Origin of the sequence: Cryobacterium sp. TMT1-3 (assembly GCF_004402315.1) — a bacterium.
Taxonomy (GTDB): domain Bacteria; phylum Actinomycetota; class Actinomycetes; order Actinomycetales; family Microbacteriaceae; genus Cryobacterium; species Cryobacterium luteum.
Genome location: NZ_SOFW01000011.1, coordinates 54906 through 70409 on the forward strand (window position 1 = coordinate 54906; position 15504 = coordinate 70409).

Consider the following 15504-nt stretch of genomic DNA (forward strand, 5'->3'; position numbering starts at 1 on the left):
GCCTAGTTTCTGTAGTGGTACGTCGATTCGGCCACGGCGTGTTGGCGACAGAATCGGCGCGATTCTCGATTCGCCCGCGGAGTTCATGCCGACCATTTAGGGAGATCAACTTGCCGAGTGATCGTTTCGAGTGCGTCCGGACATGTCTGTAGTAACGCACCTTTCAGGCTTGGAGCAACACATGAACGCAACGGACCCACTCGACATGATGCTCGGCCAATCGTCACCAGGGACGGTGACGATAACGCCCGGAGTGCAGCGCGACCTCGAGGTGATGAACCAGGCAGCAGCACGCGAAGTCGCAACCAGAACTCCGTCTCGCTGGACCACTCGTCTGGTCGTCGGATTCGGCCTCGCACTGGCGCTGACAGGTACTGCCGGCGCTGCCACAGCCACCGGCGTCTTCGCCTGGCTGCCCTGGGCTGAGCATCCTGACATGGCGTACGCATTCGTGCTTCCCAGCGGTCGAGCATGTGAAGGCCGCATCGCCCTCCAGCACGAGGCCGCGGCCGGAGACTGGGACGCGTTCGTTGAATCGATGGGCGCTCTGCAGGTCGACCCCGCCGATATCGAACAGATCACAACGGAGCTCCGCAACGACTCTCTGGTCGTGGTCACCGATGACGGCACCATCGAAGACAGACCTCCCGGATCCGTGCCCCAGACGGATGACGGCACCTACGCGGCAGCCAACCTGGTCGCTGTGAAAATGGCCATCACACGATTGTCAGCGACGACAGGTGTGGTCGTCTCCGACTTGCAGGTCCAGTGCGCCATCGTCGTGCCGTGAACGCCCGCCAAAAGGGCAAACAGCTGACGAAGGTCCTCGACCAGTGCGCTGGGGACGTACTGCGGTACCTGCAACGCCGCGTGGGGCCCGACGACGCCGCCGATCTCCTCGGCGACACCATGATGGTCGCCTGGCGCCGGGTGAACCTCCTTCCCGCCGACGCGGAAGGTGCCCGGATGTGGATCTTCGGTCTCGCCAGGGGAACCATCCTGAACCATTCCCGCGGTGAACGACGTCGCCTCGCACTGTCAGAGAAGATTCGAACCCACGTCATGTCGGCCCGGACCGCGCCGGCAGCCGACGAGGGCAGCGACGTGCGGGACGCTCTCTCACAACTCAGCCCCGAGCTTCGGGAAATCGTTCAGCTCGTTCATTGGGAAGGGTTCACCCTCGCTCAAGCCGCCCAGGTCGTCGGGATTCCCGCACCGACCGCGCGTGGCCGTTACAAACGTGCGAAGGATGAACTGCGGGTCGCACTCGGGGTGATCGTGTGAACCGCCCCCAGCGCGTCCTCACGCAGCGCCGCGAACAAAACGGCCAGATGACTGCGGTCCGGACCGTCGCTCACGTCACCGATGGCACTGTTAGTGGTTGGACAAGAGTGCTCGGCCGATGATGCGGGCGCCATCGGTGAATGCCCCTGGGTTCGGCCCGGAGTAGTTGAGCCTGATGAATGGGCCGGCGGCCTCGGCCGGGAACCAACTCGAGCCGGCAGCGATCAGCACCCCGGCGGCTTCGCAGTCTGCGACCAGACGGTCAAGGTTGGTCCCGTCCGGCAGGCGCGCCCACAGGTTGAGACCACCCGCTGGAACGGCGGTGATGTGGGCGTCGGGAGCGTGTTCGCGCAAACTCGTCAGCAACAGGTCTCGGCGTGCCCGCAGTTGCGGGCGAAGGTTGCGCAGATGGGTTTGCCACCCCGGCTGCGTAATGACGTCGAGCGCTGCGGCCTGAAGTATCCCGCTGACGTACATGGACTCCGCCCCGCGGTCGGCCAAGATGCGTTCCTTGGCGGGACCGCGGGCAATAATTGCCGCCACGCGAAGCGACGGTGAGACGCTCTTCGTGAGGGATCGCACATAGACCACATGGCCGGCGTCATCGCGCGCGGCGACAGGATGCGGGTCGGTTTCGATGCCGAAGTCATGGGCCCAATCGTCTTCGACCAAGAAGGCGCCGTGCTCGCGAACGACGTCGAGGATCTGCGTCGTGGTGGACTCTGACCACTGCGCGCCCGTCGGGTTCGCATAGGTGGGCTGGGCGTAGAAGACCCGTGAGCCGGTTTCCTGGAACGCCCGAGCGAGCTCGTCGGGATCGGGCCCCTCGGGTCCCGAGGGAACCGGGACCACGTCGATGCCGGCTTGGGCGGCAGCCTGGATCGCTCCCCAGTACGTGGGCGATTCCATCAGCAGCGGCTGCCCAGCGGTGACCAGGGCACGGAAGATCGTGGCCAGGCCACTTTGACTTCCAGGCAGCACGATGACATCGCTCGGCAGGGGCGGAGTCACACCGACCGGTGTCGCGGAGCCAAGCTCTTGAGCGAACCAGGACTGCAGCTCCGGAAGGCCCGCGACCGGTGAACGCGTCAGCGCCGCCTCGCTTCGGGCCGCGCGAGCCAGCGCTGACCGCACCAAACGTTCCGGCAACAGCTCCCGGTCGGGATACCCGGAATGCAGAGCAATGCTTCCTTGCTGCGCGGCACGCAGCGCGGGACTCAAACCGCCGAGGTGGCTGCTCGGTGAACGCATGGCGGCGGTTTGCCAGCTGAAATCGAGCGGGCGAGCGGTCCGTACCGCGCGAACGAAGGTGCCGGCCCCTGGCCGGGTTTCAATCAGTCCCTGCGCCACGAGGGTGCGCAGAGCTTTCTGCACCGTCACCGGGCTCGCCCCGTACTCGGCGACGAGCATCCGGCTGGTAGGCAGCCGGGCGCCCGGCGCGCGACCAGCAATCCACTCGCGCAGTGCGGCCGCGATCCGAAAACTGCTATCGTTATCCATGTCATATGATAGTAGCGCTATCAAGCGGATGCCCACACCGCTATCCCCCTCCCGGGCTGGCCTCGCCTGGGGGCTGCTCGGTGTCGCCGCGTTTTCCTTCACCGTACCGTTCACCCGCGTGGCCGTCGAAAGCATGTCCCCGTTGTTCATCGGATCCGGCCGCGCCGTCATCGCTGCCGTGCTCGCCGCGGCCGCTCTGAGCATCACGCGGCAACGCCTTCCGCAGGGCATTCAATGGTTTGCCTTCCGCAGGGCATTCAATGGTTTCGTTTGACCGTCGTCGCTGGCGGTGTCGTCGTCGGCTTCCCCCTCCTGACGTCCTTTGCCCTCACGACGACGTCGGCCAGCCACGGCGCCGTGGTCATCGCGCTCCTGCCAGCCGCAACGGCCGTCATGGCTGTCCTCCGCGGCAAAGAGCGACCACTGCTCCCGTTCTGGATCATGGCCGCCGTCGGAGCGCTGGTGGCCGTGGCCTTTGCATCCATGCAAGGAGGGGGAAGCATCCGCTTGCACTGGTCAGATCTGCTCCTGTTCGGTGCCGTCGCAGCCGCGGCGATCGGCTATGCCGAAGGCGGCCTGCTCGCGCGCGCGATCGGAGCGTGGCAAACCGTATCGTGGGCCCTCGTTCTGGCCGCGCCCCTCATGATCACCCTGACCGCATTCGCCCTCGTCGACCAGCCACCCACCGGCACGCCCACCCAATGGGCGGCCTTCGCCTACCTCGGCGTGGTGAGCATGTTCCTGGGATTCTTCGCCTGGTATCGCGGGCTGGCCATCGGGCCCATGGCTCAAGTCAGCCAGGTACAACTCACCCAACCCGTCCTCAGTATCCTTTGGGCCGCACTGATCCTCCACGAGCAGCTCACCTGGCAGACCGTCATCGGCGGCATCGCCGTCATCCTCTGCGCCGGGATCGCCGTGCGAACACGCCTGGGCCGCGTCCGGCCGACAGCCTCCGCTCCAGACCGTGACGATGAGTCCTGACGAGCCGCCCTGCACTCACGGTTGGGGCGGGGCTCGCGGAGCTAGGTCAGTGGTTGGACGCGTGGAGACTGCCCGCAAAAACCGAAAATCACATGAGTGTTGGACTTGTGGGCAAATTCGGCGCAACACACCGCTGAGACGGTCTTAGAAACCCCACCTGACCAGGAGTATTAGTGGAGCCGCCTGTCAGAATCGAACTGACGACCTTCTCATTACGAGTGAGATGCTCTACCAACTGAGCTAAGGCGGCGATACCAGAGCGCCCCATAAGGCACTCGGTGACACAGCAGCCAAGCCTAGTCGTTTCTCCGGGTGATTCTGTACACCTCGGCGAATGAGGCGTTCACACGCTCCGACAATGGGCTCGCACCGTCGCCCTCTGCCCAGCATCGCCAGGCGTGGCGGATAGCGGCCACGGCCACCAGGGTGAACAGCAGGGCGCGTTGGTTCAGCTCGGCGGGATCGTCTCCGCGAGCGGCGAGGGCGGTTTCGGGGGCGCGAGCGGCGGCATCCGCTCTGAAGCGTTTCTCAATGATCTGCTGCAGCTGGTCTTCGAAGTCGCGCAGGGTGGCCATGCGCATACCGAACAGGTACGCGTTCTCCTTCATGACCGAGCGGCGCAGCTGGTGGATCTCACGGTCTTCCTCGGTGCGCTGCAGGCTCTTGGAGAGCAGCACCGCGAGGTCGGCGAGCACATCGCTGTCGGGCGCTCCGGCGACGAAGGCCTCGATATCGTCAGCGGATGCCAGTCCCGGCGCGTCCCCGATCAGCGCCGCGTCTTTTGAGGGAAAGTAGTTGAAAAAGGTGCGCGGCGACACGTTGGCGACCCGGCTGATGTCCTCAACGGTGACGTGGTCGATGCCCCGCTCTCGGGACAGGGTCAGCACGGCGTGCTGGATGGCCCGTCGGGTGGCGAGGCGTTTACGCTCGCGCAGCCCCGGCGCTTCAGTTTCGATCGGCATGCCCAATTATTTCACAGCGTGCACACTGCTGGCACTGCTGCTCTACTAGCACTGCTGCTCTACTAGCACTGCTGTCGACTAACACTGGGTTCGACTAACACTGGGGGTCGACTAACACTGGGTTCGACTAACACTGGGGGTCGGCCGCCGGCACGATTCCATCGACGAGATAGGAATCAACCGCGTCGTTCACGCAGGAGTTCGACTTGTTGTACGCGGTGTGGCCCTCACCGGTGTAGGTCACGAGGCTGCCGCGCTCGAGCTGTTCGGCTAGCTGCTGCGCCCAGACGTACGGGGTAGCCGGGTCGTTGGTGGTGCCGACGACGAGAATGGGTGCAGCACCGGCCGCGTGGATCTCGGCGCGGTCTCCGGTGAATTTGTACGGCCAGTCGGCGCAGCCGATGTCACCGAAGCTCATGAACCGGCCGATCACCGGGGCCGCGGCATCGAGCTCGGCGGCCTGCGCGCGCATCACGGTCGGGTCGGCGTTGTAGGCGTAGTCGATGCAGTTGATGGCCATGATCGATTCGGTCGAGTTGTCGGTGTAGTTACCGCTGTCATCGCGACCGTTGTAGGCGTCGGCGAACTGGAACGCTGCGGCGGCGCTGCCGCGCAGCACGGTGTCGAACATGGTGCTCAGTTGCGGCCACGCGGTCGCCTGATAGAGCGGGTAGATGATCGCGGTGAGCAGTGCGTTGGCACCCAGCTGACGGCCGTCAGCGGCCGTGATGGGGCTCACGTCCACCGATTCCAGCAGTGCGCCGATCGTGGTCATCGCGCTGTCAACGCTGCCGCGGAACGGGCAGTCCTGCCCGGCCAGGCAGTCGGCGAGGTAGGCGCGAAGCGCATTCTCGAAGCCCACCGCCTGCGTCTTGGTCACCTCGAAATTACTGGTCGAGGGGTCGACGGCGCCATCGAGCACGAGGCGGCCGACCTTCTCGGGAAAGAGCTCGGCGTAGGTCGCTCCGAGGTAGGTGCCGTAGGAGAAACCGAGATAATTTAGGTGGGTGTCGCCGAGCACCGCGCGCAGCAGGTCTAGGTCGCGGGCGGCGCTCTGGGTGTCGACCGTACCGAGCAGCGGCCCGGTCTGCTCAGCGCAGGCCGCCGCGAACGCCTCGGAGGACGCCGCCAGTTCGGCGATCCAGGCATCCGTTCCGCGTTCTGCGGTCGTCAGTCCGTAGAGGTATTCGTCCATGTCGGCCGAGTCGTAGCAGGAGACCGCCGTGGAGCGGCCCACACCACGGGGGTCGAACCCGACGACGTCGAAGCTTGCCTGCAGGGTGGCATCGGTGGCGTAGTCGAGGGAATCCTTGATGAAATCGTAACCGGAACCGCCCGGTCCGCCCGGATTCACCAGCAACGATCCGATCCGGTCACCGGTGGCGACGTGGCGAACCAGGGCGAGTGACACGTCACCGGAAGCCGGGTCGGAGTAGTCCAGCGGGGCGGTGGCGTCGGTGCACTGCAGGCCGTCGCCGCAGTCTTCCCACTGCAGCACCTGGCTGTAGAACGGGGCGAGCTCGTTGCGTACCTGTTCGTTGGTGGGGGTGGACTGGGCGGGGCCGGCGTCCTGCGAAAAGAGGGAGGCGCATCCGCTGAGAGCGAGAGTGAGTGCCAGGGCTGCGGCCGTGGCACTGGTAGCGCGGGTCTTGCGGTTCAACGGGTTCCTCTTTCATGGCGAGCGGATGCTGCGGTTCAGGCTACCGACGGTGGCTGGGAGTCTCTGCGTTTGTTGTCACTTCGGGCGGCGGATCGCCGAGACGAGCATCGCCTCGAGGGCGAGGGCCGGAGCAACGTTGCCCTGGATGCGCTGGCGGGCCACCGCGATGGCATCCATCGTGGCGACCGTCGCTGCGGGGGCGCTGGCCGTGCTCGCGGTGCGCAGTTCGGCGAGCAGTTCGAGGTTGATCACGGCCTGGTCGCGGCCCAGCTGCACCATCATGACATCGCGATAGAGCGAAGCCAGGTCAACCAGGATACGGTCAATGCCGTCGCGGAGGCTGCGCACAGCTCGACGTTTCTGGTCGTCTTCGAGCGCCTTGATCTGGCTGCGCAGCCCCGGAGGAACGGATTGGCCGGCCTCGACCCCGAGCGAGCGCAACATGCCATCGCGCTCGGCGGCATCCAGCTCGAGCGTGATCGCCTTGGCGTCGTCACCGGCGATTGCGAGCAGCCGCGCCGCCGCGTTGACGGCCGCCGACACCGAGCGGATGCCCAGCGCGGTGCGCAGCGTCTCCTCGCGTCGCGCCCGCGCGTCGGCGTTGGTCGCCAGACGCCTGGCCATGCCGATGTGGCTCTGGGCGAGGCGGGCGCTGAGTTCGGCGATGACCGGGTCGACGCCATTGCGCCGCACGAGCAGGTCGGCAACATCGGCCACGCTCGGTACGCGCAGGCGTACGGTGCGCACCCGGGAGCGGATGGTGGGGAGCAGGTCGGCTTCGCTCGGTGCGCAGAGAATCCACACGGTGCGTTCGGGCGGCTCTTCAAGGGCTTTCAGCAGCACGTTCGAGGTGCGTTCGACCATGCGGTCGGCGTCTTCGACGACGACGACGCGATAGCGACCGACCGAGGGCGAGTATTGCGAGCGGGCGACGGCCTCCTTGACCGATTCCATCTTGATGATGACGCCCTCGGTGGTGAGCACGCTGAGGTCGGGGTGGGTTCGCGCGTCGACCTGGCGGGCGGCCGCGAGGTCTTCGGCGGGCGTGCCCGGGCTGAGCAGCGCCGCCGCAAACGCGAAGGCGAGATTCGAGCGGCCGGAGCCGGGCGGGCCGGTGATGAGCCAGGCGTGCGTCATGGAGGTGGACTCGGCGGTGGTGACGGTGCCACCGGCGTCCGCTGCCCCATGCGTTGCTGAGGAAGGTACCCGCTCGGCGGCCGCCCGGAAGATGGCGATTGCGTCGGCCTGTCCCGTTAGGTTGTCCCACACTGCCATGAGTCAAGGGTAACCCGCCCCGCCGACAGGCCGTGTCCTCGGTGCGCCTTCTCCCAACCGGGCCCGGAAGGTTAGAGGAGGGGGACCACCCGGGCGCGGATGGTGGCGGCGATCTCGGCGATGGGAGCGGCAGCATCCACTACCAGGAACCGGTCGGGCTCGGCGTCGGCCAAGTCGAGGAACGCCGCCCGCACGCGGGAATGAAAGTCGTCTTTTTCCGCCTCGAGCCGGTCGAAGACCTTATCGTCGGCATCCAGCCGGGCCCGGGCGGCCTGCGAGTCGAGGTCGAGCAGCACGGTCAGGTCGGGCAGCAGCCCCTCGGCGGCCCAGAGGGACAGGTCGCGCACCTCGGTGGCGCCGAGCACGCGCCCGGCACCCTGGTACGCGACCGAGGAATCCAGGTAGCGATCCTGCACGATCACGTCGCCGCGGGCGAGCGCGGGCCGCAGCTTGGTGCCAACGTGTTGAGCCCGGTCCGCGGCATACAGCAGCGCCTCGGCGCGCGGGTCGACCTCACCACGATGGTGCAGCACGATCTGCCGAATCTCGACGCCGACATCCGTTCCGCCGGGCTCGCGGGTGCGCACAACCGTGCGCCCCCGCTCTTCGAGCCATTCGGTGAGCAGCTGCGCCTGGGTGGTCTTACCCGACCCGTCCCCGCCCTCGAGGGTGATGAACAGACCGGTCACGGCGCGATCGTCGTCGTGGCGGCGGAGTCAGCCGCCGAGCTGGCCGTCTTCTTCGCTGCGGGCTTCCTGACGGCGGGCTTCTTCACGGCCGCCTTCTTGACCGCTGCCTTCTTCACCGGCAGGGGCGTGCCGGCCAACGCTGCCTTGGCTGCCGCGTTCGCGGCCCGGGTCGCGGCCGCTTTTTTTGCGGTGGCCGCTTTCGCAGCGGCGGTCGGAGCCTTTTTGACGGCGGGCTTCTTAACGGCCGCCTTCTTGGCCGGCGCCTTCTTACGGGGCGCAGCCGGGCCCTTGGCCCGCTTGTCCGCGAGCAACTGCACGGCCCGATCGAAGTCGATCTCCTCGATGTCCTCCGACTTGGGAATCGTCGCGTTGGTGACCCCGTCGGTCACATAGGCACCGAATCGGCCGTCCTTGATCTTGATCGCCTTGCCGCTTTCGGGGTCGGGTGCCTCGAATTCCTTGAGGGCACTCGACGCCCGACGGGCGCCGTACTTCGGCTGCGCGTACAACTCGATCGCACCCGGCAGGTCGATGTCGAAGATCTGGTCTTCGCTCGTGAGCGACCGGGTGTCGATGCCCTTCTTCAGGTACGGGCCGAATTTACCGTTCTGGGCCAGAATCTCGGTGCCGGTCTCCGGGTCGAGGCCGACGACGCGCGGCAGGGCGAGCAGGCGCAGCGCCGTTTCGAGGTCCACGGTGGCCAGGTCCATTGACTTGAAAATGGATGCTGTGCGCGGCTTGTCCGCAGCGGCCACCTTCTTCACGGCCGGCTTGCGCTTCGGCTTGGCCAACGCTGCGGGAGAACTGGTGACCTCGCCGGTCGCGGGGTCGATCGTTTCTACCGCGGCGGACGCCACGACCGGAATGACGGGTTCAGTCGGGGCCGAGGCGAGCTCGGTGACGTACGGCCCAAACCGACCGTCTTTCGCCACGATCTCCTTGCCGTTCTCCGGGTTGACGCCGATCACGCGGTCGGTGACGACCGGGGCATCGATGAGTTCCCTGGCCTTGGCCGCGGTCAGTTCATCGGGCGCGAGTTCCGGCGGAATGTTCACGCGGCGGGGCGGGGCATCCGCTGCCGCGTCGGGGTCGTTGACCTCGAGGTAGGGGCCATACTTGCCGATGCGCAGTGTGATGTCGTCGCTGATCGCGACCGAATTGATGACGCGCGGGTCGATCTCGCCGAGGTTGTCGATGACCTGGCGCAGCCCGCGGTGCTTGTCGCTGCCGAAGTAGAAGCTGTTGAGCCAGTCCAGACGGTTGGCTTCACCGCCGGCGATGCGGTCGAGGTCGTCCTCCATCTCGGCGGTGAAGTCGTATTCAACCAGGTCGCCGAAGAACTCTTCGAGCAGGCGCACGACCGAGAAGGCGATCCAGTTGGGCACGAGCGACTGACCGCGCGGCGTGACGTAGCCGCGCTCGGTGATGGTGGAGATGATCGATGCGAAGGTTGAGGGGCGGCCGATGCCGAGCTCTTCGAGCTTCTTGACCAGGCTGGCCTCGGTGTAGCGGGCCGCCGGAGTGGTCTCGTGGCCCTTGGCTTCGAGGTCCAGCAGAGCCAGGCTCTGCCCCTCCTCGAGCGGCGGCAGCTTCGACTCGGTCGCGTCCGTTGACGCGTTGCGCTCCTCATCCTTGGACTCTTCGTAGGCGAGCATGAAACCGCGAAAGGTGATGACCGTTCCACTGGCCGAGAATTCGGCGAGCGCGCCCGACGCCGACGCGTGCTCGGACGTGCCGGTCGGACCGGCCGCGATGGTCACGGAGGCGGTCGAACCGGTGGCGTCCTTCATCTGTGAGGCGACGGTGCGTTTCCAGATCAGGTCGTAGAGCTTGAAATCATTGCCGCGCAGGCTCGACGCGAGCGAAGCCGGGGTGCGGAAGGTGTCGCCGGACGGGCGGATGGCCTCGTGAGCTTCCTGCGCATTCTTGCTCTTGCCCTTGTAGGCGCGCGGGGCATCCGGAACCGTCTCGGCGCCGTACAGCGCTGCTGCCTGCGTGCGGGCAGCGGTCAGGGCCTGCTGCCCGAGCGACGGCGAGTCGGTACGCATATAGGTGATGTAGCCGTTTTCGTAAAGCGACTGGGCCACGCTCATGGTCTGGCGGGCGGTGAAGCGCAGCTTGCGCGCCGCTTCCTGCTGCAGGGTCGACGTGGTGAAGGGTGCGGCAGGGCTGCGACGGTACGGCTTGGAGGTGACTTTGGTGACCTTGAGCTTCACGCCGGGGCTCTGCAGCGCGGTCGTCAGGGCGTGCGCGGCGGCGGCGTCGAGGGTGACGGCCTTCACGGTCGGCTTGAGCGCACCGGAATCGTCGAAGTCGCCACCGGTGGCGATGCGCTCACCGTTCAGGCGCACGAGTTTCGCGTCGAACGCCTGGTCGGTTTCTGCAGCGGATGCCGCCAGTCGCGCCAGCAGATCCCAGTAGCCGGCGGAGACGAACGCGAGGCGCTCCTTCTCCCGGTCGACAACCAGGCGGGTCGCAGCGCTCTGCACGCGGCCAGCGGACAGGCCCGGGCCGACCTTGCGCCACAAGACCGGAGAGATTTCATAGCCGTAGATGCGGTCGAGGATACGCCGGGTCTCCTGCGCGTCGACGAGAGCGGTGTCGAGCTCTCGCGTGTTGTCCTTGGCGGCGAGGATGGCGTCTTTGGTGATCTCGTGGAACACCATGCGCTTGACCGGAACCTTGGGCTGCAAGACCTGCAGCAGGTGCCAGGCAATGGCCTCGCCCTCGCGGTCCTCATCAGTTGCGAGCAGGAGTTCGTTCGCATTCTTCAGGGCCCGCTTGAGTTCGCTGACAGTCTTCTTCTTGGCGTCGCTCACCACGTAGTACGGCTCAAAACCGTTGTCGACATCGACCGAGAACCGGCCGAGCGCACCCTTCTTGAGCTCGGGCGGCAGGTTTTTCGGCTCGATCAGATCGCGAATGTGACCGACCGAAGACAAAACTTCATAGCCGTCGCCGAGATATGCGGCAATCGACTTCATCTTGGTCGGTGATTCAACAATGACCAGCTTCTTAGTGCCTGGCACCAGACTCCTCTTTATACGTAGTGGCCACATGATGGGCCAAGGCACACCATACACACCGGAATGGAATGCGCGCCTATCGACAGGTTCTCCTCGGCGCGTCCCGGCGGCGCACACGGCGCTCCCAGCCATCGCCCAGTTCGCTCAGAGCATGCACGACAACAATCCCAAGCCCTTGCTGTTTGCCCGCCCAAGTGCAGAATAGACCCATGGGTACAACGACGGCCACATACACCGCGAAGTTGACGGATGGGCCCCTTCAGGGCAAGACAATCACGACAACCTTCCTCGACTCGGGCGATCCGCAACCCCGCATCGAGATTCCGGCCGACTCCGGCAAGCGCTACCTGTACGCGCGCGGCGCTGGCCTCGAGTTTGAGGGTTCCGACTCGCCCGGCCGCCCGACCGCGGTCGAGTACCGCTACCTCGAGGTTCTCCTCTCCTAGTTCGCCCCACTAGTCCATCCGATTGCTTCAGCCGGTCGGTTCATCAGCGCGCTCATCCGGACTGCTTCATTCAGCTGGTACCTCCGGCGGCGGCCCGGCCCTGGCGCTCGCGGTGATGTCGATGCCGTTCACCCGACGCCGCACCGAAACGGATGCGATCAGCCCCGTCACCGCACAGCGCGTGACGGCCGTCTCGTTCAGGGCGGCCGCGGCATCCGCTGCCGCGCAGGGGTAGCCCGCGATCGCACCGGAAGCGGTGTCGGCGGCAGCCAGAGCGGCCGCGTCGGCCGCGCTCGCGACGGATCGACCGACGGCCAGCAGCCCGAGGATCGACACGACCAGGGTGGTCAGCAGCACGGTGCCCGCGAGCACCGCGAGGGCGAGGATCGAGCCCGCTCCGCGCTCGGCAGGCGGGACCTCGGCCGTACCGGCCGTCGAGCGGTGGTCTTTCTCACTCATAAGCCGCCGGCCAGGGCGCAGGATTGCGCTTCGAGGGTTAGGACCGCGAATATTCCCGGCAACCCCTGCGCCCTGACGCGGGCGCAGACGAACTCCCCGCGACGATCCGACGACAGTCTCGCCCCGGTGACCGCACTCTGCACGAGGCCGGAAGCCCGCCCCGCACTCTCACCTCGGGCGAGCGCGCGCGCTGCGCTGGCGGCCGCATCCGTCAACCGCACCTGCACGCCCACCACCTGAACGGCGCCGAGACAACAGGCCAGAACGAGCACGATCGCCGGCAAGGCGGTGGCGAATTCGGCCGTCGTGCTGCCCCGAGCAGCGCGAAGCCCGACAATATCCGGATGGCCCCACAGTTCCCGAAGCCTTCGAGGACCCCGGCTACCCGATGCTGAGAGCACGACGCACCAGATCGGTGAGCATTCCCCGCACCTCATCGCTGCGCAGAATGACAATAAGCAGCCCGGCAAATCCGACCGCGGCCATCGTGGCCACAACGTATTCCGCGGTGGCGGCTCCGGCCTCGTCGGCCAGACGCCTCAGCGCAGTGCGGCCGGTGACAGCGGATGCAGCGGGCACAGCGGGCACGGCGGGTGCAGCCATCTTTGTATACACAGACTCGTCTCCTTCGGCGTCCATCGACGCGGGTTGGGCGGCACGAGCACGATCACTCTGCTCCGGTGTGCTCGCCGGCGCCGCGGCAGTTGCTCATCTGTGGAAAACTTCAGAACGTCGTGAGGGTGGAGGACAGCACGCTGATCAGCAGCGGCACCACCCCAACGAGCATGAACGCGGGCAGCACGCACAGGCCGAGTGGCAGCATCAGCGTCACCGAGAGCGTCGCGGCCCGGCGCGCTCCAGCACTGCGGGCATCACGACGCAGCTGTTCGGCCTCGCTGCGCAGCAATTCCGCGGCGGGAACCCCCGCGCGCATCGACAGGGCGAGCACCCGCTCAATCGGATCGACATCGCTCGCGGAGGTGATGCCGTAGCGCCGTGCTGCGGCATGCACGAGCGCGCGCGAACGGTCCACCGACCCGCCGCCGGACATGGCAATCGCCATGAGCTCGAGGCGCAGCCCGGGGGTCAGCTCCGTCGGAGCCGCCCGGCCCACGAGCGCGCGGCTCCAACTCGCAGCAGCGAGCATCAACAGTGCGCCACCACCGAGGCAGACCAGCCCCGGCACAGTCGCAAACAGGGTGTGCAGGGAGTCGAACCCCATCAGACTGCCGAACAGAACGCCAATCACCGGCAGCACCATGACCAGCCGGGCCGTCGCTCGCGGAGCAGCCAGAGCCACCTCCAGGTCGCGCTGCACCTGAGCGAGGTCGCGCAGCGACGCGGCGAGCTCGCGCAGGCATCCGGCGAGCGGGGCGCCCGTCTGGGTCGCCACCTGCCACGCCGCGGCGAGTCCGAGCCACGCGCGCTCAGTCTGCCCGGGCGCTTCGCCCCTTCGCCCGGTGCGGGCCGACCGTGGCGCCCGCCGCCCGCCGCCGGACGACGGGCGCTCTCTCGCTTGGCGGCGCGCCTGGCCGGCGATCGCGTCGGCCACACTATCGCCGCGGGACGCCGCCCTGGCTGCAGCCCGCAGGATGCCCGTGGTCGTCGAATCAGTTGGGCTCGGCGGTGAGGCGCCCCTCCGCGTGGGCGTGATCGGCTCGGCCCCCGGACCCGCCGTCTTCTCCCGAACCGGCATGAGATACCCCCAGGCCGACACCGGAGAGACACCGGCCGACAGCAACACCGCGAGCCGCTGGGTGACCGCCGCGACTTCTTCGAGTGGCCGCACGGCCTCCACCGGCATCAGGCCGCCTCGATCGACAGCCGGTCCCGGCCGTTGAGGGTGAACCGACCGACCGCTTCGAGCCTTCGCTCCCCGTCGACACGCTCCAGATGCAGCACCAATCCGATCGCGCTCACCGTCTGCCGGGCTACGGCCGCGGCGCTCATCCCGGCAAGAGAACCGAGCGCTTCCAACCGGGCCGGAACATCTTCGAGCGAATTCGCGTGCAGAGTGCCGGCTCCCCCGTCGTGCCCGGTGTTGAGGGCGGCGAGCAACTCCCGAATCTCCGATCCGCGGCACTCGCCCAGCACGAGACGATCCGGCCGCATGCGCAGCGCTTCGCGCAACAGCGCCTCGAGGCCGATGCGCCCGGCTCCCTCCAAATTAGCCTGCCGGGCCTCCAACGCGACCACGTGCGGATGCCGGATGCGCAGCTCGGCCACATCTTCGATCGCGACGATGCGTTCGTGGGCCGGCGCTTCGCCGAGCAGTGCGGCGAGCAGGGTAGTCTTCCCGCTCCCGGCTGCACCGGTGATGAGAATATTCTGGCGATCCCGTACCGCTTTGAGCAGTCGGTTCAACTGCGCAGCGGATGCCTCCCCCACGCCGAACAAACCAGCATCAGCGAGCGCAGCGAGGCTCCGGTCGGCGGCGTGCGGCAGCCGAATGGAGAGCAGCGTTCCCGTACTCGACACCGGCGGCAGCACGGCATGCACGCGGATGCCGTCGGCCAGACGCACGTCGACGCACGGGCTCGCCTCGTCGATGTGCCGGCCGCCGAGCGCGATCAGCCGCACAGCCAACTCCCGCACCGCGGCCTCGCCGAACTGCCATGCGGGCGCGAACGAGAGACCGCGCCCGGCATCGATCCACAGTCCCGAGTCGCCGTTGACGAACAGGTCGGTCGTGTCGGGGTGTGCGGCGTAGCTGGCGAGGGGTCCGAGTGCGCGCACATTCATGCGTTCGTTGCCGGCTGCGGCCGGTTCAGGCACGGTCGGTTCAGGCGCGGCCGGTTCAGGCGCGGTCGGTTCAGGCGCGGTCGGTTCAGGCGCGGTCGGTTCAGGCGCGGTCGGTTCAGGCGCGGTCGGTTCAGGCGCGGTCGGATCGACCACGCTCGCTTCAACGTGAAGCGTGGTCGCCGTGCGATGTCGAGCGGTGTTCGCGGGCGGTAGTGCAGCAGGGGGCGCACCGGTCGACGGCGGCGTGCCAGGATCTGACCGCGGCGACTCGACCGGGACGGCGTAGGAGGGAACGGCGACGAAGGGCTGGCCCATGCTTCGACGCTACGGCCAGGCGGCCACGCCTCTGCTGCCGCCGCAGAATTTGTGCAGAACCCGCCCGCCAGCAGGCCTGGGGAGGAGCCCAATTAAAAAGAAGGGGCGGCACCTATTGGGGGGAACAGGTGCCGCCTAGCACCACGCAGATTGGGGGGAACC

At 67.1% G+C, this 15504-nt stretch carries 14 protein-coding genes, 1 tRNA gene and 1 pseudogene; 4 read left to right on the forward strand and 12 right to left on the reverse strand.

Annotated elements, in window-relative coordinates; all coding sequences use genetic code 11:
- The first annotated feature begins 181 nt into the window (after positions 1-181).
- Both E3O25_RS04115 and E3O25_RS04120 read left to right on the forward strand, forming a co-directional pair.
- On the forward strand, positions 182-790 hold the full coding sequence (locus tag E3O25_RS04115; protein ID WP_092109868.1) for a hypothetical protein: 609 nt from the start codon (positions 182-184) through the stop codon (positions 788-790).
- Complete coding sequence (locus E3O25_RS04120; RefSeq protein WP_134360532.1) at positions 787-1284, forward strand: RNA polymerase sigma factor; 498 nt, start codon at positions 787-789, stop codon at positions 1282-1284. The genes E3O25_RS04115 and E3O25_RS04120 overlap by 4 nt, the downstream gene beginning before the upstream one ends.
- A 90-nt stretch (positions 1285-1374) precedes the next feature.
- Here E3O25_RS04120 and E3O25_RS04125 read toward each other — a convergent pair whose 3' ends face one another.
- Complete coding sequence (locus E3O25_RS04125; RefSeq protein WP_134360533.1) at positions 1375-2784, reverse strand: PLP-dependent aminotransferase family protein; 1410 nt, start codon at positions 2782-2784, stop codon at positions 1375-1377.
- Here E3O25_RS04125 and E3O25_RS04130 point away from each other — a divergent pair.
- Positions 2783-3768, forward strand: a pseudogene (locus E3O25_RS04130) (DMT family transporter). The gene E3O25_RS04125 and the pseudogene E3O25_RS04130 overlap by 2 nt on opposite strands.
- 174 nt (positions 3769-3942) lie before the next feature.
- On the opposite strand, the gene E3O25_RS04135 reads toward E3O25_RS04130, so the two are convergent.
- The 6 genes from E3O25_RS04135 to topA all read right to left on the reverse strand — a co-directional run bounded on the left by E3O25_RS04135 (position 3943) and on the right by topA (position 11383).
- Positions 3943-4018 (reverse strand) — tRNA-Thr (locus E3O25_RS04135).
- A 46-nt stretch (positions 4019-4064) separates the two neighbouring features.
- Positions 4065-4730, reverse strand: a complete 666-nt coding sequence (locus tag E3O25_RS04140; RefSeq protein WP_092109861.1) for a TetR family transcriptional regulator — start codon at positions 4728-4730, stop codon at positions 4065-4067.
- A gap of 127 nt (positions 4731-4857) precedes the next feature.
- Positions 4858-6390, reverse strand: a complete 1533-nt coding sequence (locus tag E3O25_RS04145; RefSeq protein WP_134360534.1) for an alpha/beta hydrolase — start codon at positions 6388-6390, stop codon at positions 4858-4860.
- 75 nt (positions 6391-6465) lie between these two features.
- Complete coding sequence (locus tag E3O25_RS04150) at positions 6466-7665, reverse strand: DNA polymerase III subunit delta' (protein WP_092109858.1); 1200 nt, start codon at positions 7663-7665, stop codon at positions 6466-6468.
- A 71-nt stretch (positions 7666-7736) separates the two neighbouring features.
- Complete coding sequence (gene tmk / locus E3O25_RS04155) at positions 7737-8354, reverse strand: dTMP kinase (protein ID WP_092109856.1); 618 nt, start codon at positions 8352-8354, stop codon at positions 7737-7739.
- The gene (gene topA / locus E3O25_RS04160; RefSeq protein ID WP_092109854.1) at positions 8351-11383 is read right to left on the reverse strand and encodes a type I DNA topoisomerase; all 3033 of its coding nucleotides are present in this window, start codon (positions 11381-11383) and stop codon (positions 8351-8353) included. The genes tmk and topA overlap by 4 nt, the downstream gene beginning before the upstream one ends.
- Positions 11384-11589: 206 nt before the next feature.
- Between topA and E3O25_RS04165 the strand changes: the two genes are divergently transcribed.
- The gene (locus E3O25_RS04165) at positions 11590-11826 is read left to right on the forward strand and encodes a hypothetical protein (protein WP_092109853.1); all 237 of its coding nucleotides are present in this window, start codon (positions 11590-11592) and stop codon (positions 11824-11826) included.
- A gap of 66 nt (positions 11827-11892) precedes the next feature.
- Here E3O25_RS04165 and E3O25_RS04170 read toward each other — a convergent pair whose 3' ends face one another.
- The 5 genes from E3O25_RS04170 to E3O25_RS04190 all read right to left on the reverse strand — a co-directional run bounded on the left by E3O25_RS04170 (position 11893) and on the right by E3O25_RS04190 (position 15342).
- Positions 11893-12285 (reverse strand): Rv3654c family TadE-like protein, encoded by a 393-nt coding sequence (locus E3O25_RS04170; RefSeq protein ID WP_134360535.1) that lies wholly within the window; start codon positions 12283-12285, stop codon positions 11893-11895.
- Positions 12282-12641, reverse strand: coding sequence for a TadE family type IV pilus minor pilin (locus tag E3O25_RS04175; protein ID WP_198410951.1), 360 nt, complete (start codon positions 12639-12641; stop codon positions 12282-12284). The genes E3O25_RS04170 and E3O25_RS04175 overlap by 4 nt, the downstream gene beginning before the upstream one ends.
- Positions 12642-12666: 25 nt before the next feature.
- Positions 12667-12900 carry a DUF4244 domain-containing protein gene (locus E3O25_RS04180; protein ID WP_241983795.1) on the reverse strand — a complete coding sequence of 78 codons (234 nt, stop codon included), beginning with the start codon at positions 12898-12900 and terminating at the stop codon, positions 12667-12669.
- Between the two features lie 109 nt (positions 12901-13009).
- Positions 13010-14089: a type II secretion system F family protein gene (locus E3O25_RS04185; RefSeq protein ID WP_092109847.1), complete on the reverse strand. Its 1080-nt coding sequence runs from the start codon at positions 14087-14089 to the stop codon at positions 13010-13012.
- Entirely contained in the window at positions 14089-15342 is a 1254-nt protein-coding gene (locus tag E3O25_RS04190) for a TadA family conjugal transfer-associated ATPase (protein ID WP_370448717.1), read from the reverse strand. The genes E3O25_RS04185 and E3O25_RS04190 overlap by 1 nt, the downstream gene beginning before the upstream one ends.
- Positions 15343-15504: the final 162 nt, after the last annotated feature.